17 protein-coding genes are annotated in these 17,512 nt (G+C 71.7%); 8 read left to right on the top strand and 9 right to left on the bottom strand.

Annotated elements, in window-relative coordinates; translation table 11 throughout:
• Positions 1-136: 136 nt before the first annotated feature.
• The 4 genes from VT50_RS41340 to VT50_RS13155 form a co-directional block, all read right to left on the bottom strand.
• The gene (locus VT50_RS41340; protein WP_351229977.1) at positions 137-217 is read right to left on the bottom strand and encodes an Ms5788A family Cys-rich leader peptide; all 81 of its coding nucleotides are present in this window, start codon (positions 215-217) and stop codon (positions 137-139) included.
• A gap of 211 nt (positions 218-428) precedes the next feature.
• On the bottom strand, positions 429-1,115 hold the full coding sequence (locus VT50_RS13165) for an LmeA family phospholipid-binding protein (RefSeq protein WP_046087784.1): 687 nt from the start codon (positions 1,113-1,115) through the stop codon (positions 429-431).
• Positions 1,116-1,201: 86 nt separating this feature from the next.
• Positions 1,202-2,500 carry a hypothetical protein gene (locus tag VT50_RS13160; protein WP_046087816.1) on the bottom strand — a complete coding sequence of 433 codons (1,299 nt, stop codon included), beginning with the start codon at positions 2,498-2,500 and terminating at the stop codon, positions 1,202-1,204.
• Positions 2,501-2,511: 11 nt separating this feature from the next.
• Positions 2,512-2,787, bottom strand: a complete 276-nt coding sequence (locus VT50_RS13155) for a MoaD/ThiS family protein (protein WP_206269403.1) — start codon at positions 2,785-2,787, stop codon at positions 2,512-2,514.
• Positions 2,788-2,908: 121 nt separating this feature from the next.
• Here VT50_RS13155 and VT50_RS13150 point away from each other — a divergent pair, with 121 nt between their 5' ends.
• Positions 2,909-4,651, top strand: coding sequence for an ABC transporter ATP-binding protein (locus tag VT50_RS13150; RefSeq protein WP_158083204.1), 1,743 nt, complete (start codon positions 2,909-2,911; stop codon positions 4,649-4,651).
• A 34-nt stretch (positions 4,652-4,685) separates the two neighbouring features.
• The gene (locus VT50_RS13145) at positions 4,686-6,647 is read left to right on the top strand and encodes an ABC transporter ATP-binding protein (RefSeq protein WP_046087783.1); all 1,962 of its coding nucleotides are present in this window, start codon (positions 4,686-4,688) and stop codon (positions 6,645-6,647) included.
• Positions 6,648-6,724: 77 nt separating this feature from the next.
• On the opposite strand, the gene VT50_RS13140 is transcribed toward VT50_RS13145, so the two are convergent.
• Positions 6,725-7,684, bottom strand: coding sequence for an alpha/beta hydrolase (locus VT50_RS13140; protein ID WP_078840806.1), 960 nt, complete (start codon positions 7,682-7,684; stop codon positions 6,725-6,727).
• Positions 7,685-7,938: 254 nt separating this feature from the next.
• On the opposite strand from VT50_RS13140, the gene VT50_RS13135 reads away from it, so the two are divergent.
• From VT50_RS13135 to VT50_RS13115, 5 genes are all read left to right on the top strand, one after another.
• Positions 7,939-8,838, top strand: coding sequence for a response regulator transcription factor (locus tag VT50_RS13135; RefSeq protein WP_046087782.1), 900 nt, complete (start codon positions 7,939-7,941; stop codon positions 8,836-8,838).
• Positions 8,839-8,911: 73 nt separating this feature from the next.
• The gene (locus VT50_RS13130) at positions 8,912-9,934 is read left to right on the top strand and encodes a LacI family DNA-binding transcriptional regulator (RefSeq protein WP_046087781.1); all 1,023 of its coding nucleotides are present in this window, start codon (positions 8,912-8,914) and stop codon (positions 9,932-9,934) included.
• Between the two features lie 136 nt (positions 9,935-10,070).
• Positions 10,071-11,210 (top strand): S1C family serine protease, encoded by a 1,140-nt coding sequence (locus VT50_RS13125; protein ID WP_046087780.1) that lies wholly within the window; start codon positions 10,071-10,073, stop codon positions 11,208-11,210.
• Positions 11,211-11,294: 84 nt separating this feature from the next.
• Entirely contained in the window at positions 11,295-12,035 is a 741-nt protein-coding gene (locus tag VT50_RS13120) for a response regulator transcription factor (RefSeq protein WP_046087779.1), read from the top strand.
• A 47-nt stretch (positions 12,036-12,082) separates the two neighbouring features.
• Positions 12,083-13,453 carry a HAMP domain-containing sensor histidine kinase gene (locus VT50_RS13115; protein ID WP_240529159.1) on the top strand — a complete coding sequence of 457 codons (1,371 nt, stop codon included), beginning with the start codon at positions 12,083-12,085 and terminating at the stop codon, positions 13,451-13,453.
• A gap of 58 nt (positions 13,454-13,511) precedes the next feature.
• On the opposite strand, the gene VT50_RS13110 is transcribed toward VT50_RS13115, so the two are convergent.
• Positions 13,512-14,525: an LmeA family phospholipid-binding protein gene (locus VT50_RS13110; protein ID WP_240529155.1), complete on the bottom strand. Its 1,014-nt coding sequence runs from the start codon at positions 14,523-14,525 to the stop codon at positions 13,512-13,514.
• Positions 14,526-14,624: 99 nt separating this feature from the next.
• Between VT50_RS13110 and VT50_RS40400 the strand changes: the two genes are divergently transcribed.
• Positions 14,625-14,771 (top strand): hypothetical protein, encoded by a 147-nt coding sequence (locus tag VT50_RS40400; RefSeq protein WP_240529154.1) that lies wholly within the window; start codon positions 14,625-14,627, stop codon positions 14,769-14,771.
• 155 nt (positions 14,772-14,926) lie between these two features.
• Here the strand turns inward: VT50_RS40400 and VT50_RS13105 are convergent, their stop codons facing one another.
• From VT50_RS13105 to VT50_RS13095, 3 genes are all read right to left on the bottom strand, one after another.
• The gene (locus tag VT50_RS13105; protein ID WP_046087776.1) at positions 14,927-15,187 is read right to left on the bottom strand and encodes an RNA recognition motif domain-containing protein; all 261 of its coding nucleotides are present in this window, start codon (positions 15,185-15,187) and stop codon (positions 14,927-14,929) included.
• A gap of 114 nt (positions 15,188-15,301) precedes the next feature.
• Complete coding sequence (locus tag VT50_RS13100) at positions 15,302-16,435, bottom strand: NADH:flavin oxidoreductase (protein ID WP_046087775.1); 1,134 nt, start codon at positions 16,433-16,435, stop codon at positions 15,302-15,304.
• Between the two features lie 882 nt (positions 16,436-17,317).
• Entirely contained in the window at positions 17,318-17,512 is a 195-nt protein-coding gene (locus VT50_RS13095; RefSeq protein WP_046087774.1) for a DUF397 domain-containing protein, read from the bottom strand.

Genomic DNA, 17,512 nt, shown 5'->3' with positions numbered 1-17,512 from the left:
GCGGCGGTACGGGCGCGCTCATGACGCGACGCCGCCGCGGGGCGTGCGGCGAGCGTACGAGCGAAGGTGGGGAAAGGCCCGGCTTGACGGGCCGAGGAGGGGGGTACGTCCGCGGCGTGTGCGGATCACGTCCCCTTCAGACGGGGCGACAGAGCATGGCGGCGACGCGGCACAGGTCGACTGCCCGCCGCTTCGTGAGATCCGCCTGTCGCTTCATGGGTCCGATCGTAGGGACGGACAGGCGGGCATGTCACCGGAGTGTCGCATGGTGAGACATTATTGTCCGGGCTGTGAGATGAGCGAGGCGTGAGCGGCCGGGGGCCGCGGCCGGAGGGTCCCGCGGTGGGCAGAAGTGTCCATATGCGCGGACATGATCGTCTCAGTGAATGGACCGGGGCGTGGTCGGACGCCCCCTGGTGCGGATCGCCTCAGCCCGTCAGCTGGACGTCGTTGCCCGTGACCGAGACGTCTATGCCGTCCTTGGACGCCTCCACCTTGTCCAGCCGCATGCCGGTGGGCAGCCCCTCGATCTTCCGCTCCATGTCGGTCTTCTCGCGCACCTTGTCCTCCCACTGGGGGATGCTGCCGCCCGGTATGGACTCGGCGTGCAGCCGGATGGTGTTGCCGTTCACGATGGTGACCTGGGAGTGGGCGGTGAGGCTGAAGCCCAGCAGACTGCCGGTGATCTTGACACGGTTGGCGCCCGACGGGTCGTGGGCGACCGTGATCCCCGGACCGGCGGCCCGTGACAGATCCGCGTAGCTGATGTGGGCCGAGCCGGTGGCGCGGTCGGCGGCGGCCGACGAGAAGTTCCCCGAGATGCGGACGTCGTGCAGCTGGGCGTCGAGCTCGGTGACCCGGACGCTGTGGCCGTCGCCCGTGTCCGTCGTCAGCCCGTCCACGCCGATGTCGACCTCATCCAGCTCCTTGCCCACGACCTGGGTGAGGAACGGGAAGCCCTTGATCGAGACATTGGGCGTGGTGGTCAGCCCCTGAGAACTCTTGATCTTGTCGGCCGCCTTGGACTCGGCCATGTACACCGCGATGCGGTCGGCGGCCACGAAGAGGCCGCCGAGTATCACGACGACGATCAGTGTGATGCGTAGTGCTCGCATGTGCGTGGGTCCCCCAGGCTCTCGCTCAGGCCCTCGCGCCTGAGGCCTGCGAGCCTATCCGGAGCGGATGAACGGGGACCGGGGAGTCAGCCCAGGGCGCGGCCGATCACATAGACCACCGGGGCGGCGGCCGCGAGCGGCAGCGCCACGCCGGCCGTCATGTGGACGAAGCGCGAGGGGTAGTCGTAGCTGGCCACCCGGTGGCCGATCAGCGCGCACGCCCCGGCCGCGAACCCGAGCAGCGCGGCGGTGGAGGTGCCCGTTCCGGTGAGCTGCCCGGCCCCGACCCCGGCGCCCGCGGCGGCCGCAAGAGCGACCACGACGGCGGCGGCCGTCGGCAGCGGCAGCGCCCGGACGAGCACGGCCACGGCGACGGCCGCGGCCCCCACCACCACGGCGTCCGAGGACTCGGCGACGGCGGCCAGATGTCCGGCCGCGAGCACGGCGAGGGCCGTGGCCGCCACGGCGGCCGTAAGGCCGTACAGCCGCTCGTCCGGGGAGGCGTGGCTGCGCAGCTGGAGGATCAGCACCAGCAGCAGCCAGACGCCGATGGTGCCGATGACGACCGTAGGGGCGTGTGACGGCTCGGTGGCGAGCAGGCCGACATCGGCGGCCAGACCGCCCGCGAAGGCGAGCGCGATGCCCTGCCGGGCGGGCCACATGCCGTTCAGCCGGAACCAGCCGGCCGCCGTGACCGCCTGGAGCGCCGCCACCGCGACGGCGACCGCCGGGCGGCCCAGCGGCGCGGTGGCCGCGAGCAGCGCGGCGAGCACGGAGGTCAGCACGGCGGGGACGAACCCCGGGTGGAGGATCTGCGGGCGGCCCTCGGCCTTGGCCTTCTCGGCGGCGGTGAGCGGCCGGTCGGGCTGCGGGGCGGGCGGCTCGGCGGTCGCGGTCGCGGCCTGGGCCTGAGCCGGGGCGGGGGTCTGCGCCGGGGTCTGGTACGGCGCCTGGGACGGGTCGGCGGGCTGCTGGTACGGCTGCTGCCGATCCCAGCCCGGGGCGTACTGGCCCTGATGGCCCTGGTGCGGCTGCTGGCTCTGCTGCCCCTGGTGGCCCTGCTGGGCGGCGGCGTAGGGATCCGGGTACGGCTGCTGCTGGTAGGGCTGCTGCGGGTGCGGGTACTGGGGCGGCTGGGCCTGGGCGTACCCCTGCTGCTGTGGATACCCCGCCTGCTGTGGATACCCCGGGTACCCCTGCCAGTCGGCCGGCTGCTGGGCACCCTGGCCGCTGCCGCCGTGAGCGCCGTAAGGATGCGCGCTCTGGTCGTGCCCCCCGTAAGGAGCCTCGTACGACCCGTACGGGGGATACGGCTGCTGACCTTGCTGCTGATGAGGCTCGTGGGGCTGATGAGGCTCGTTGGGCTGGTGCGGCTGGTTGCTCATGAGCTCGGGGTTCACCCTCCTGCGAACGGCGGGAGCACCTCGACCGTGCCGCCCTCGGCGAGTTGGATCGTCTTGTGGTCACGGGTGCCGACCGGAGTTCCGTCGACCAGGAACGAACAGCGCAGCAGGACCCGCGCGAACTCCGGCCGCGCGGTGTGCCGCTGCCGGGCCACGTCGAGCGCCTCCGCCAGCGTCCACGCGGTGTACGGCTCCTCCGCGGTGCCGGCCGCCGCGCGGGCCGCGGCCCAGTACCGGATGGTCCCGGCGGGCGTGCTCATCATCGCCATCGCGATCCCTTTCCCGTCATCTGCCGCCTCCATGATGACGGGTGCGGGACCGAGCCCGGGACCACACGCGGTTCGTCGAAGATACGGCCGGTTCGAGACGGGAGTCACCTAAGGTTTCCGTGTGCTGGTACGACTGATACGGGCGTATCTGAGGCCCTATACCCGAACGATCACGCTGATCGTCTTACTGCAGCTGGTACAGACCCTCGCCACGCTCTACCTGCCCGCGCTGAACGCGGACATCATCGACAACGGAGTGGTGAAGGGGGACACCGGCTACATCCTCCGGGTCGGCGGAGTGATGATCGCCATCACCCTTGTCCAGATCGTGTGCGCCGCGGGAGCCGTCTACTTCGGCGCCCGCACCGCCATGGCGCTCGGCCGCGATGTGCGCGCCGCCGTCTTCGACCGGGTGCAGTCCTTCTCCGCCCGGGAGATGGGCCACTTCGGCGCGCCGTCCCTGATCACCCGCACCACCAACGACGTCCAGCAGGTGCAGATGCTGTGCCTGATGGCCTTCACGCTGATGGCGTCGGCGCCGATCATGTGCGTCGGCGGTGTCGTCATGGCGCTCAGGGAGGACGTGCCGCTGTCCGGGCTGCTCCTGCTCATCATTCCGGCCCTGGGCCTCGTGGTGACGCTCGTCGCCAGCCGGATGCGGCCCCTGTTCCGCCACGTCCAGCGGCGCATCGACACCGTCAACCGGGTGCTGCGCGAGCAGATCACCGGGATCCGGGTCATCCGCGCCTTCGTCCGCGACACCCATGAGCGCGACCGCTTCACCACCGCCAACACCGACCTGATGGACGTCTCGCTGCGCGCCGGGCGGCTGATGTCGCTGATGTTCCCGTCCGTGATGCTGGTGGTGAACGTCTCCAGCGTGGCCGTCGTCTGGTTCGGCGGACACCGCATCGACAGCGGCGGGATGCAGATCGGCGCGCTGACCGCGTTCCTCAGCTATCTGATGCAGATCCTGTCCTCGGTGATGATGGCCACCTTCATGTTCATGATGGTGCCGAGGGCCGAGGTGTGCGCCGAGCGGATCCAGGAGGTGCTGGACACCGGGACCAGTGTCGTACCGCCGCTGGTGCCCGTCACGCCCACGCCCGCCGACGCCGGACGGGGGCTGCTGGAGCTGCGGGGCGTGGAGTTCCGCTACCCCGGCGCCGACGCGCCCGTGCTGCGCGACATCTCACTGACCGCCCGCCCCGGCCGGACCACCGCCGTCATCGGCTCCACCGGCAGCGGCAAGTCGACCCTGCTCGGGCTGGTGCCGCGGCTGTTCGACGCGACCGACGGCAGCGTCCACCTCGACGGGGTGGATGTGCGCGACCTCGACCCCGAGGCGATGACCCGGACCATCGGGCTGGTGCCGCAGAAGCCGTACCTCTTCGCCGGTACCGTCGCCTCGAACCTGCGGTACGGCGACCCAGAGGCCACCGACGAGGAGCTGTGGCGGGCCCTGGAGACCGCCCAGGCACGGGAGTTCGTGGCGGCCATGGAGGGCGGTCTGGACGCCCCGATCGCCCAGGGCGGGACCAATGTGTCCGGCGGCCAGCGGCAGCGGCTGGCGATCGCCCGCGCCCTGGTCCGCAGGCCGTCCGTCTACCTCTTCGACGACTCCTTCTCCGCGCTCGACTACGCCACCGACGCCCGGCTGCGGGCGGCGCTCGCGGACGAGACGGACAACGCGACGGTCGTCATCGTCGCCCAGCGGGTGTCCACCATCCGCGGCGCCGATCTGATCGTGGTCCTCGACGCGGGGCGGATCGTCGGCGCCGGTACCCACGGTGAGCTGATGGCCGCCAATGAGACCTATCGCGAGATCGTGCTGTCCCAGCTCACCGAGGAGGAGGCGGCATGAGCGGCCCCACGGCGCCCCGCGAGGAGGAGGCCGCATGAGCGGCCCCACCGCGCCCCGCAGGGGGCCGGCGCCCGCCGCCGGTCCCGCCCGCTTCCTGGGCGGGCAGCCCACCGAGCGGTCCATGGACTTCCGCGGCTCCGGCCGCCGGCTGCTGGCCCGGCTCCGCCCCGAGCGCGGGACCGTCCTGCTGGTGCTCGCACTGTGCACGGTCAGCACCGGGCTCACGGTGGCGGGTCCGAAGATCCTCGGCGAGGCCACCGACCTGATCTTCTCGGGCATCGTCGGACGGCAGCTGCCCGACGGCGTCAGCAAGGAGCAGGCCGTCCAGTCGCTGCGCGACGAGGGCCGGGGCACGGTCGCCGACATGGTCGCCTCGATGGACGTCACGCCGGGCCAGGGCATCGACTTCCACGCGGTCGGCGGTGTGCTGCTGTGGGTCACGGCGCTGTATCTGGCCGCCTCGCTCCTGGGCCTGGTCCAGGCGCGGGTGGCGACGCTCGTCGTCCAGCGCACGGTCTTCCGGCTGCGTGAGGACGTGGAGCACAAGCTGGCACGGCTGCCGCTGTCGTACTTCGACAAGCAGTCGCGCGGCGATGTGCTCTCCCGCGCCACCAACGACATCGACAACGTCCAGCAGACGCTGCAGCAGACCCTCAGCCAGATCATGGCCTCGCTGCTGACGATCGTGGGCGTGCTGTCGATGATGTTCTGGATCTCTCCGCTGCTGGCGCTGGTGGCGCTGATCACCGTCCCGGTCTCGGTGTGGGTGACCACGCGCATAGGCAAGCGCGCCCAGCCGCAGTTCGTCGCCCAGTGGAAGACCACGGGCAAGCTCAACGCCCATATCGAGGAGATGTACACCGGCCATGCGCTGGTGAAGGTCTTCGGACGGGAGAAGGAGTCCGCGCAAGCCTTCCGGGAGCAGAACGACAAGCTCTACGGGGCGGGCTTCCGGGCCCAGTTCATCTCCGGCCTGATCCAGCCGTCGATGATGTTCATCGGCAACCTCAACTATGTGCTGGTGGCCGTGGTCGGCGGGCTCCGGGTGGCCTCCGGCGCGCTGTCGATCGGCGATGTCCAGGCGTTCGTCCAGTACTCCCGGCAGTTCAGCCAGCCGCTCACCCAGGTGGCGTCCATGGCCAACCTGGTGCAGTCGGGGGTGGCCTCCGCCGAGCGGGTCTTCGAGCTGCTGGACGCGCCGGAGCAGAGCGCCGAGCCGGTGGAGGCGGGGCGGCCGGAGGCGGTGCGCGGCGGGCAGGTCGCGTTCGAGGACGTCTCCTTCCGCTACCAGCCGGAGACGCCGCTCATCGACGGTCTTTCGCTGTCGGTGCGGCCGGGCCAGACCGTGGCCATCGTCGGACCGACCGGCGCCGGGAAGACCACCCTGGTCAATCTGCTGATGCGGTTCTACGAGGTCAACGGCGGGCGGATCACGCTGGACGGGGTGGACGTCGCCGAGATGTCACGGGAGGAGCTGCGCTCCCACATCGGGATGGTGCTCCAGGACACCTGGCTGTTCGGCGGCACGATCGCCGAGAACATCGCGTACGGCGCGGAGGGGGCGAGCTCCGAGCGGATCGTGGCGGCGGCGAAGGCCACCTATGTGGACCGCTTCGTACGGATGCTGCCGGACGGCTACGACACGGTGATCGACGAAGAGGGCTCCAATGTCAGCGCCGGTGAGAAGCAGCTGATCACGATCGCCCGGGCGTTCCTCTCCGAGCCCTCGATCCTGGTGCTGGACGAGGCCACCAGCTCGGTCGACACCCGTACTGAAGTCCTCATCCAGCGGGCGATGGCCTCGCTGCGCAGCGGCCGTACGAGCTTCGTGATCGCCCACCGGCTGTCGACCATCAGGGACGCGGACGTGATCCTGGTGATGGAGTCGGGGCGGATCGTGGAGCAGGGCTCGCACGACGCGCTGCTCGCGGCCGGGGGTGCGTACGCGCGGCTCTACGCGTCCCAGTTCGCCGAGCCGGTGGCGGAAACCGAATAGCTGGCGGAAACCGAATAAGTGACGGAAACCGAATAGGCGACCGCCGGGGACCGCGTGGACGGCCGCCCCGGCACGGGTCAGGCGTGGGCAGCGGCGTGGGCCGCGGCCCAGTCGGCGATGCGGCTCAGCAGCTCGGGGGAGGCGGCGGTCTCGGCGTGGCCGTAGCCCGGTTCGATCCACAGCTCCGAGGCGGCCGGGTCCGCCGCCGACGCCAGCATCCGCGGATGGTCCAGCGGAAAGTACGGATCCCGGTCGCCGTGCACGATCAGCAGCGGCGTCGGCGCGATCAGCGGCGCCGCGGCCACCGGGGACAGCGGATCGACGACCCAGCCGCCGGGGTCGACGCGGGTGCGCAGCCCGTAGCGGGAGACCAGCCGCCCCGTCGGCCGGGTGATCGCCCAGTGGAGCCGCCGCATGGGCGCGGTGCCGCGGTAGTACCAGCGGGCGGGTGAGCTCACGGCGACGACGGCATCGGGCGCCGCGCCATCGGCCCATCCGGCGGACCCGCGGGCCGCCCCGAGGGGCCCGGGTGCGCCGACCGTGCGCCCCGGTGAGCGCCCTGTGCGCTCCCCCTGGTGTACGCCGTGCAACGGCTGGATTTCATCGGTCTTCCCGCACAGCGCCGCCTGCCGGACCACCACCGACCCGCCCATCGAGAAGCCGACCGTGGCGACCCGCCGATGCCCGAGCCCGCGTGCCCAGCGCACCGCGGCGGTCAGGTCCAGCACCTCGCGATCGCCGACCGTGGACCGTCCGCCGGACCGCCCATGGCCCCGGAACGAGAACGTGATCACGGCTGTGCGCTGGCGGAACGCCGAGGCCACCCGCCGCAGCGCGGGGCGCTCCAGGGCGCCGGAGAAACCGTGTCCGACCACCAGCGCGACCTGGTCGGAGGGTTCGGTGCCGGAGACCGGGGAAGGCTCGTAGCGCGCCTCGATCGAGACCCCGTCATCGGTCAGGAGCGTGGCCCGTTGCTCCCCCGCGGCGGCCGTGGAAGGACAACGGGGAGCGGATTCAGCCTCTCGGGCACATGTCATGTGGGTTATTCTGTCGTGAAGAGGATCCGGGCAACGTCGCCCCCGGGTCCTTTTGTGCTTTCGGGGCGGGGTGCGCGTTTGAGCGCACCGTCGCTCCAAGGGCGCGGAGCGTGACCGTACGAAGTAGTAGCCGCAGACTCCCCCGGGCACGGCCCGGGAGGTGCCCCTCTCGCAAGGGACCGAGGAGGAACCGACGTAATGGGCGAGCGAAGCGTGCACAACCTCGAGAAGACGGCCTGGGCAGGTGATGGACGATGAGTTCCCTGCTGCTGCTGACCAACGCACTCCAGCCCTCGACGGAGGTGCTCCCCGCCCTCGGCCTGCTGCTGCACAGCGTGCGGGTGGCCCCCGCCGAAGGCCCCGCCCTGGTGGACACCCCGGGCGCCGACGTCATCCTGATCGACGGCCGCCGTGATCTGCCGCAGGTGCGCAGCCTGTGCCAGCTGCTGCGGTCCACCGGTCCCGGCTGTCCGCTGATCCTGGTGGTGACCGAGGGCGGGCTCGCCGCCGTCACCGCCGACTGGGGCGTGGACGACGTCCTGCTGGACACCGCGGGCCCGGCGGAGGTCGAGGCCCGGCTGCGGCTGGCCACGGGCCGCCAGCAGATCACCACCGACGACAGCCCGATGGAGATCCGCAACGGCGATCTGTCGGTCGATGAGGCCACCTACAGCGCCAAGCTCAAGGGGCGTGTGCTCGATCTCACCTTCAAGGAGTTCGAGCTGCTGAAGTACCTCGCCCAGCACCCCGGCCGGGTCTTCACCCGGGCGCAGCTGCTCCAGGAGGTCTGGGGCTATGACTACTTCGGCGGCACCCGCACCGTGGACGTCCACGTCCGGCGGCTGCGCGCCAAGCTGGGCCCGGAGCACGAGTCCCTGATCGGCACGGTGCGGAACGTGGGCTACCGCTTCGTCGCGCCGGAGAAGGTCGAGCGCGCCGCGGAGGAGGCCCGGGCCAAGGCCGCGGCGCGGGACGCCGGGCCGGGCGGCGCCGCACGGGACGCCAGTGCGGGCGGTGCCGCGCGGGAGCGGGACGCCGGAGCGGGTGGCGTTGCCCGGGACACCGGAACGGGCGGTGCGGCACGGGGCGGGCGCCCCGACGGCGCGCTGGGCGCCGCGTCGAGGGCGGCTGCCGCGCGACCGGCCAACAGTTAGCCGTACGACCGGCCGATAGCCAGGCCCACGCACGACCGGCCAATAGCTAGCTGGACCCGCGTAGACTTCGCGCGTGGCCAAGGTGACGCGGGATGATGTGGCAAGGCTTGCGGGAACGTCGACCGCGGTCGTCAGCTATGTCATCAATAACGGACCCCGGCCGGTCGCCCCGGCCACGCGCGAGCGGGTGCTCGCCGCGATCAAGGAGCTCGGCTACCGGCCGGACCGGGTCGCGCAGGCGATGGCGAGCCGCCGGACCGATCTCATAGGGCTGATCGTCCCGGACGCCCGGCAGCCGTTCTTCGCGGAGATGGCGCACGCCGTCGAGCAGGCGGCCGCCGAGCGCGGAAAGATGGTGCTGGTCGGCAACTCGGACTACCTGGACGAGCGCGAGGTGCACTATCTGCGCGCCTTCCTGGGGATGCGGGTGTCCGGGCTGATCCTCATCAGCCAGGGCCCGAGCGAGAACGCGGCGGCGGAGATCGAGGCGTGGGACGCCCGGGTGGTGCTGCTGCACGAGCGCCCCGAGGCGATCGACGACGTGGCGGTGGTGCTGGACGACATCGGGGGCGCGCAGCTCGCGGTCCGGCATCTGCTCGAGCACGGCTATGACTACGTGGCCTGCCTCGGCGGCACCGAGATAACCCCGACCGTCGGCGACCCGGTCACCGACCATGTGGAGGGCTGGCGCCGCGCGATGCACGAGGCGGGGCGGCCGACGGACGGGCGGCTCTTCCAGGCCCCTTACAACCGGTACGACGCCTACAAGGTCGCCCTCGAACTGCTCGCCGGTCCCGACCGGCCCCCGGCCATCTTCTGCGCCACCGACGACCAGGCGTTCGGGGTGCTGCGGGCGGCGCGTGAGCTGCGGCTCGATGTCCCCGGGGAGCTGGCGGTGGCCGGTTTCGACGATGTGAAGGAAGCCCATCTCACCGACCCCCCGCTGACCACGGTCGGCTCCGACCGCCCCGCGATGGCGCGCGCCGCGGTCGACCTCGTCCTGGACGACGGCGTACGCCTCGCCAGCTCCCGCCGCGAACGGCTCAAGCAGTTCCCGTCGGCCCTGGTGGTCCGCCACTCCTGCGGCTGCGCATAGCGCTTCGCGCCGCTGGCCCGGGTCGGGCCCTGCGGCCCGGCCCCGTGGGGGACCTTATGTCGGGCATACCGACTTCTGGTGGGGTTCTCAGCGGACCCTCAGAGGACTCTCATACTCCGGCCGCACAGTCATAGACATGACGGACAGCACACGCCGCAGCGGCGCAGACGAGCCCTATCCCTACGCGTACGGCGGCGGTGCGGGATATCCCGATCCGCCCGCGTATCAGCCCCAGCAGCCGGTCACCACGCCGTCCGGGGTCACCGTATGGCCGGGCGACGGCAGCGGCAGTGACGGTGGCAGTGGTGGCAGTGGCAGTGGCGGCGGCGCCGGGGAGGACGGCGGCGCGTTCGCGAGTGAGGGGGCGCACGGTAGCGGGGGGCGGCGCAGGGCGCGGGCCTCGCGGCCGGTCGCGCTGATCGCGGCCGTGGCGGCCGTTTCGGCGCTCGTGGGCGGCGGGGCTGCCGCGCTGGTCACCCACGCCACCCAGAAGTCCGACACCACGGTCTCCACCCCCGTGGTCAACGCCAACTCCAGCAGCCGCAGCGGGGTTTCCGCCGTAGCGGCGGCCGTCAGCCCCAGCATCGTGGAGGTCAGCGCCAGCGGCACCAGCGGCCAGTCCACCGGCTCCGGCGTGGTCATCACCAGCGGCGGCGAGATCATCACCAATAACCATGTGGTCTCCGGCGCCGACGCGATCAAGGTGACCTTCAGCGACGGCAGCAAGAAGACCGCGACGGTCGTCGGCACCGACAGCAAGAAGGACCTCGCCCTGATCAAGGTGGAGGGCGCGAGCGGGCTGAAGGCCGCGTCCCTCGGCGACTCCAGCAAGGTCACGGTGGGCGACCAGGTCGTGGCCATCGGCTCGCCGGAGGGCCTTACCGGCACCGTCACCAGCGGCATCGTCTCCGCGCTCGACCGTGACGTCACCGTCTCCGCGGACCAGGGGCAGGGGCAGGACGGTCAGGGGCCGGGCGGCGGCGGACAGTGGCCGTTCGAGTTCGGCGGCGGCCGGTACAACGGCGACGTCGGCTCCTCGACCACCACCTACAAGGCCATCCAGACCGACGCCTCGCTCAACCCCGGCAACTCCGGCGGCGCGCTGATCAACATGAGCGGCCAGGTCATCGGCATCAACTCGGCGATGTACTCCGCGGCCTCGGGCCAGAGCTCCAGCAGCGCGGGCAGCGTCGGCCTCGGCTTCTCGATCCCGGTCAACACCGTCAAGTCCGACCTGGCCTCCCTCCGCGCGGGCGGAAGCGACAGCAACAGCTGAGGGACGTGCGAGGCTGGCAGCAGCGCCGCACAGCCCGCCGCGGCCACCTCCCCGCCCCACCGCCACCGTTTAAGGAACCGACCCATGAGCCCCGCCGACCACGGCGATCAGCCGGCCCGCATCCTGATCGTCGACGACGAGCCGGCCGTCAGGGAAGCCCTGCGGCGCAGCCTCGTCTTCGAGGGCTACGCGACCGAGACCGCCGTGGACGGGCTGGACGCGCTGGACAAGGTCGGCTCCTACGACCCCGAGCTGATCGTGCTCGACGTGCTGATGCCCCGGATGGACGGGCTGACCGCCGCGCGGCGGCTGCGCGCCACCGGGGTGACGCTGCCGATCCTGATGCTCACCGCGCGGGACACGGTCGGCGACCGGGTCACCGGGCTCGACGCGGGCGCCGACGACTACCTCGTCAAACCCTTCGAACTCGACGAACTGCTGGCCCGCATCCGCGCCCTGCTGCGCCGCACCTCCTACGCCGCCCAGCAGGGCGCGCCGCCGCCCGAGGGGGATGTGCTGGCCTTCGGCGATCTCCGGATGGACCTGACGACCCGCGAGGTCGCCCGCGGCGGGCGCCGCGTGGAGCTGACCCGGACCGAGTTCACCCTGCTGGAGATGTTCCTGGCCCACCCCCGTCAGGTGCTCACCCGTGAGCAGATCCTCAAGGCGGTGTGGGGCTTCGACTTCGAGCCGTCGTCCAACTCGCTGGACGTGTACGTGATGTATCTGCGCCGTAAGACGGAGGCGGGCGGCGAGCCGCGGCTCGTGCACACCGTGCGCGGGGTGGGGTACGTCCTGCGGTCCGCGGAGGGCGAGCCCTCGTGAGCCCCCACAGACTGCCGCTGCGCTCGCGGCTGGCCCTGCTGACCGCCATGGCGGTCGCGGTGGCGGTGGCGGTCTCCGCGTTCGCGTGCTGGCTGATCGTCCGGGAGCAGCTCAGCGCCCAGCTCGACTCGTCCCTGCGCAACGTCACGGTGGACGAGCGCAATGTGCTGAGCATCCTGGAGGCGTGCCAGAGCCCCGACGGCGCCGACGACCGCACCCCGCACGCCCTCGGCTCGTACTCCGTGCAGATCGTGCTGGCCGACGGGAGCCGCTGCACCCAGCCCGGGGCGACCAAGCTGCCGGTGACCACCGCCGATGTGGGGGTGGCCGCCGGGGAGCGGCCGAGCGCGCTGCATGACGCGACGGGCGCGGGCGGCGAGGGCATGCGGGTGTTCACCTACCGGCCGGCCACCGGCCCCGGCAGCCCGCTGCCGCGCGGGATCGCGGTCTCCATGGCGCGTCCGCTGAGCGAGGTCGAGCATCCGCTGGGCACGCTCGCGCTGGTCCTGGCGCTCGTCGCCGGGGTCGGCGTCGTCGGCGCGGGGGCGGCGGGCCTGTGGATCGCCAGGACCGGGCTCAAGCCCGTGGACCGGCTGACCGAGGCGGTCGAGCACGTGGCCCGCACCGAGGACCTGGCCGTGCGCATCCCGACCGAGGGCGATGACGAGATCGCCCGGCTGTCCCGGTCGTTCAACTCCATGACGGCGGCGCTCGCCTCCTCACGCGACCGCCAGCAGCAGCTGATCGGGGACGCGGGGCATGAGCTGCGCACCCCGCTGACCTCGCTGCGGACCAATATCGAACTGCTCGCGCGCAGCGAGGAGACCGGCCGCGCGCTGCCGCCCGCCGACCGTAAGGCGCTCATGGGGAGCGTCAAGGCCCAGATGACCGAGCTGGCGGCGCTGATCGGCGACCTTCAGGAGCTGTCCCGTCCCGACGCCGTGCCCGGCAGCGGCCCCCCGCAGGTGGTCGCCCTGCACGAGGTGGTGCGGACGGCCCTGGAGCGGGCCCGGCTGCGCGGCACCCATCTCACGATCAACGCCTCGATCGAGCCGTGGTACGTACGCGGTGAGGCGACCGCCCTGGAGCGGGCCCTGGTCAATCTGCTGGACAACGCCGTGAAGTTCAGCCCTTCGGGTGGTGTGATCGACGTTGCCCTCAGAAGCGGAGAGGTACGGGTGCGGGACCATGGCCCCGGGATCCCCGCCGAGGAACTGCCGCATGTCTTCGAGCGCTTCTGGCGCTCCCCGTCCGCCCGCAGCATGCCCGGCTCCGGCCTCGGCCTGTCGATCGTGGCCCGTACGGTCCAGCAGTCGGGCGGCCAGGTGGGGCTGGAACCGGCCCCGGGCGGCGGCACGGTCGCCTGGGTGAGGCTCCCGGGCGCGCCGACGGCTCCACCGGAGATGGACCTCGGCTGAGCCGCGTCCTCCGGCCCGGTTCCCGCGGGTCCACCCGTAACCCCGGTCCAGCGGAGGCCTAGCGGTTCTTTCCGTAATGCAGCCCCGCGCCGGTCAGATCGGCCCGGATCCCCTCCGGGGAGACGCCGATGTTCGCCAGCCGGATGCCCTTGGCCTTTTCGGGCAGCTGGAAGGAGAGCTCCAGCTTGTCCGTCAGCTCCGGCACCTTCAGCCGCGCCAGCGCCGCCGCCACCGTCGGATCGATGCCGAGCTTCCTGGCCAGCTGGGGATGGTCATTGGCCGCCTGGACGAGGTTGACCGCGAGCAGCGCGGGCACGAACCGCGGCGAGTCCGTGATCTCGTCCAGCTTCCGCTCGTCGTTCAGCGCCTTCCCCGCCTCCACCGGCGACACCCCGAGCTTCTTCGCCACCGAGGGGATCGCCAGTAGCGCCTTCGCCTTCTCGGAGTCCTCGCTGATCTGCTGGGCCGCCTTCTTGTGCAGATACAGCCCGGCGCGCGGCTCGGGGCCCGGCCGGTAGGTGGCGATCCCGGGGATGTCCAGCCGCATATCGGTGACGCTGGTGGAGATCCCACGGTCTCCCTGGCGCCGGATATGTGCCTGTGCGTGCAGCGACACCTGCTGGCCCGCGACCGGCAGCTTCCCGTCCGCCCGCACCGAGCTGGGCCCCAGCGCCCGGAACCGCACCTGGGAGGCGCCCAGTTCCCGGCTGAGGTCCTCGAAGGACAGCAGCACATCGCCCTTCATCCGGCCCACCGTCGCACCCCGGAAGGAGCTGGGCAGATCCCCCACGATCCGGATGTCCTGGGCCTGGGCGCGCACCTCGGCGATCGAGACACGGTCGGCCGCCACGTCCGGTACGGCGATGTCGACCTGCTGGAGGTCCTTGCCCAGCAGCTGGGTGACGAACGGGAAGCCGTGGATGGTCACGTTCGGTGCCGTGGCCAGGTTCAGCCTCTTCTGCAGCTCCTGCTCGGCCTTGCGCTCGGCGTACATCACCGCGCAGCGGTCGCCCAGCACCAGCAGCAGGGCCAGCACGACCAGCCCGATCAGCGCCTTCGCGGTGCGCGGCACCGCACGGAAGCGGCCGCGCCGACGCCGGGAGGAGCGCCGGTGGTTGGGCGGTGACCACCGCTCGCCGCCCCCGGACCCGGAGCCCGTAGCCGCGGCGGCTTGCCCGTCTCCGCGCCCGCCGGCGTCGGCGTCGTCGTCATCGTCCGAGGTCAGGCCGAGGCCGAGGCCGAGGGGGTCGTCCGGATCGTACGGGTCGGCCAGGTCGGCAAGTTCCTCGTACGGGTTCCGGTAATGAACACCGGGTGAACGGCCGTGAGGATATGGGGGCTGGGGTGAAGATATGCGTGTGGGGGATCGCATCAGTCCATACCACCACGGCACACTGCTCCACCCGCAAGTCCTAGCGGCGCTACGTGGCGAACGGCACGTTCCGTTTTTTCCTTCCGTACACGTGCCGTTTCTCAGCGCGTGCCGCGTGAGACGGCCCTCGCCTCGGTGACCGTCACCGCCCTGCCGTCCATCTCGTGGCCGTCGAGCTGGGCCATCGCCTTCTCGGCGGCCATCTCGTCCATCTCCACGAACCCGAACCCCCGGGAGCGGCCGCTCTCCCGGTCGGTGATCACGGTGGCGTCCAGCACCTCGCCGAACTGCCCGAACAGGGTTGCCAGGTCCTGTGTCGTCGTCTGGTAGCTCAAGTTGCCCACATGCAGTCGTTTGGACATGACCGGCTCTCCTTGTTCTCCGTGGTTCCCAGGGGAGCGAACCGTGTCAATCCTCTCAACAGGGTGCGAAACCGGCCACCCACATGGGCTGAACCGGTCATCCCCTACGGCTGCTCAGTGCAGGGTGCCGAGCTGTTCCCTGGAGTACGGCACGAGCGCGTCCGCGCGCCCGGTCAGCACCTTCTCGGCCCACTCGGGGTCGGCGAGCAGCGCCCGCCCGATGGCCACGAGATCGAACTCGTCCCGCTCCAGCCGGTCCAGCAGATTCTCGATATCGGCCACCTGCGCCTGCTCGCTGCCGGTTCCGGGCACGAACGTCGGCAGGAAGTCCTGGTTCAGGCCGACCGAGCCGACCGTGACCGTCGGCTTCCCGGTGAGCTTCTTCGTCCAGCCCGCGAGGTTCAGGTCCGAGCCCTCGAACTCCGGCACCCAGTAACGGCGGGTGGACGAGTGGAAGACATCGACCCCCGCCTCCGCGAGCGGGGTGAGCAGCGCCTCCAGCTCCTGCGGGGTCCCGGCCATCCGCACGTCGTAGTGGTCCTGCTTCCACTGGGACGTACGGAAGATGATCGGGAACTCGGCGGAGACGGCCTTACGGCAGGCCGCCACCAGCTCGGCCGCGAAGCGGACCCTCGACGCCGGGTCGCCGCCGTAGGCATCGGTACGGCGGTTCGTGGCGCCCCACAGGAACTGGTCGATCAAGTACCCGTGCGCCCCGTGGAGTTCGACCCCGTCGAAGCCGATCCGCTCGGCCGCGGCGGCCGCGTCGGCGAACGCGGCGATCACCGCGTCCACGTCGCCCCGCGTCATGGCCCGCCCGGCCGGCTGTCCGTTCAGCCCGACGCCGGACGGGCTCAGCACGGGCGCCTCGGGGTGCGGGGGCGCCCCCTCCTCCCGGGAGACCCCCACATGCCAGATCTGCGGCGCGATCCGTCCACCCGCGAGATGCACCCGCTTCACGACCTCGGCCCACCCGGCCAGGGCGTCCTCCCCGTAGAACCGCGGCACCCGGTCGCTCAGCCCCGCCGAGGGGTGCTCGACATAGGTCCCCTCGGTGATGATCAGCCCCACCCCGGCGGCGGCGCGGCGCGCGTAGTACGCCACGACCTCGGCATTGGGCACGCCGCCCGGCGAGAACATGCGGGTCATCGGCGCCATGGCGATCCGATTGCGCGCGGTGAGCCCGCCCACGGCGAAGGGACGCGACAGCACCTGGGCCGCACGCTCGGCGCTCCTGCTTATGGACACGTGGATACTCCTTGACCGGACGTCATCACCGCGCGGAATCGCACGGCCCGGCCAAGCTAAAACCTGACGTCAACGTCAGGGTCAAGTACCGGAGGCCCCCTCCGGCCAGCCGTGCCCCCGGCTGGTGGGTACGCGCTCCATCGCTCCTCGACGGGCGAAGCGCACACCGGCCACTTGGCGATGCCAGGAGGCTCACCGTGGATCGCAAGTGGCCGACCTGGAAGGGCTCCACGCCCGGGCGGCCGAGGCGCTCGACATCACCGAGCCGTGGGTGCGGCGCGCGGTCGATGCCGTCCCGCGACACGAGTTCGTGCCCGGCGCCGTCTGGGTGGTGGACGGCGGCGCATACCGGCCGCTCCGCCGGGAGGACGCCCCCGGTGTGCCGTCCTGCTCGCCCGACGGGCCGCCTCGGTCGGGGGTGCCGTATCGGTCGGCGGTGCCGCGTTGGTCGGGTGCGGCCGCGCGTCGGTCGGGTGCGGCGCCGTCTCGCGCGCTTCGCGCGATTGAGCATCGGGGCAAGGGGGGGGCGGTGGTGCCGGGCGCGTTGCCGACCGCCGGGCCGGTGGGGGCGACCGCCGGTGGTGGCATCCGTGCGCGGGGGCGAGGCCCGTCGCCGGACTCCGTGTCCACTGCGGCGCCGCAGGGGGTACCCCTCTCGAAAACCTTTGACAAGGTAGTTGCTTTTGGTCAAGCGTTTTCGGAGGAGGTACCCCCACCGGGCCGCGCTCCGGATCGGCAGCGACCCCCGAGCGCGATGGCCGTCACGGCACGGCCCCCACCGGCCCGGCGCCCGGCAACGCGCCTTACGCCCCGCCCCCTGCCCCGCTGCTCAATCGCGCGAAGCGCGCGAGACGATGCCCGCACCTGACATCCGGCCCGCGCTCAGACGACCTGGTCCAGGCGGCCAGTCTTTACGGTACGTATGAACACGCCGAGCGCGGCGGGCGTCGTACGGACCACCGCGTCGGGCCCGTCGCTCTCCCGTACGCGGATGCCGTCGGGGGCGGCGGCGAGTTCCACGCAGTTTTGGTGGACGTCCGTGCTGAAGGATGACTTGCGCCACTTGAGATCAGGCAT

This window comes from Streptomyces antioxidans (assembly GCF_000968685.2).
Classification (GTDB): domain Bacteria; phylum Actinomycetota; class Actinomycetes; order Streptomycetales; family Streptomycetaceae; genus Streptomyces; species Streptomyces antioxidans.
Note: the sequence above shows the minus strand (reverse complement) of the source record. Positions and strands in the feature narration are given on the sequence as shown.

What these genes read in the sequence shown, in the direction of transcription:
- VT50_RS13115 (WP_240529159.1), top strand. Translation starts at nt 12,083, where the DNA reads ATGGCGGTCGCGGTGGCGGTGGCGGTCTCCGCGTTCGCGTGCTGGCTG.
- VT50_RS41340 (WP_351229977.1), bottom strand. Translation starts at nt 217, where the DNA reads ATGAAGCGACAGGCGGATCTCACGAAGCGGCGGGCAGTCGACCTGTGC.
- VT50_RS13135 (WP_046087782.1), top strand. Translation starts at nt 7,939, where the DNA reads ATGAGTTCCCTGCTGCTGCTGACCAACGCACTCCAGCCCTCGACGGAG.
- VT50_RS13105 (WP_046087776.1), bottom strand. Translation starts at nt 15,187, where the DNA reads ATGTCCAAACGACTGCATGTGGGCAACTTGAGCTACCAGACGACGACA.
- VT50_RS13165 (WP_046087784.1), bottom strand. Translation starts at nt 1,115, where the DNA reads ATGCGAGCACTACGCATCACACTGATCGTCGTCGTGATACTCGGCGGC.
- VT50_RS13155 (WP_206269403.1), bottom strand. Translation starts at nt 2,787, where the DNA reads ATGGCGATGATGAGCACGCCCGCCGGGACCATCCGGTACTGGGCCGCG.
- VT50_RS13160 (WP_046087816.1), bottom strand. Translation starts at nt 2,500, where the DNA reads ATGAGCAACCAGCCGCACCAGCCCAACGAGCCTCATCAGCCCCACGAG.
- VT50_RS13095 (WP_046087774.1), bottom strand. Translation starts at nt 17,512, where the DNA reads ATGCCTGATCTCAAGTGGCGCAAGTCATCCTTCAGCACGGACGTCCAC.
- VT50_RS13140 (WP_078840806.1), bottom strand. Translation starts at nt 7,684, where the DNA reads ATGACATGTGCCCGAGAGGCTGAATCCGCTCCCCGTTGTCCTTCCACG.
- VT50_RS13145 (WP_046087783.1), top strand. Translation starts at nt 4,686, where the DNA reads ATGAGCGGCCCCACCGCGCCCCGCAGGGGGCCGGCGCCCGCCGCCGGT.
- VT50_RS13125 (WP_046087780.1), top strand. Translation starts at nt 10,071, where the DNA reads ATGACGGACAGCACACGCCGCAGCGGCGCAGACGAGCCCTATCCCTAC.
- VT50_RS13120 (WP_046087779.1), top strand. Translation starts at nt 11,295, where the DNA reads ATGAGCCCCGCCGACCACGGCGATCAGCCGGCCCGCATCCTGATCGTC.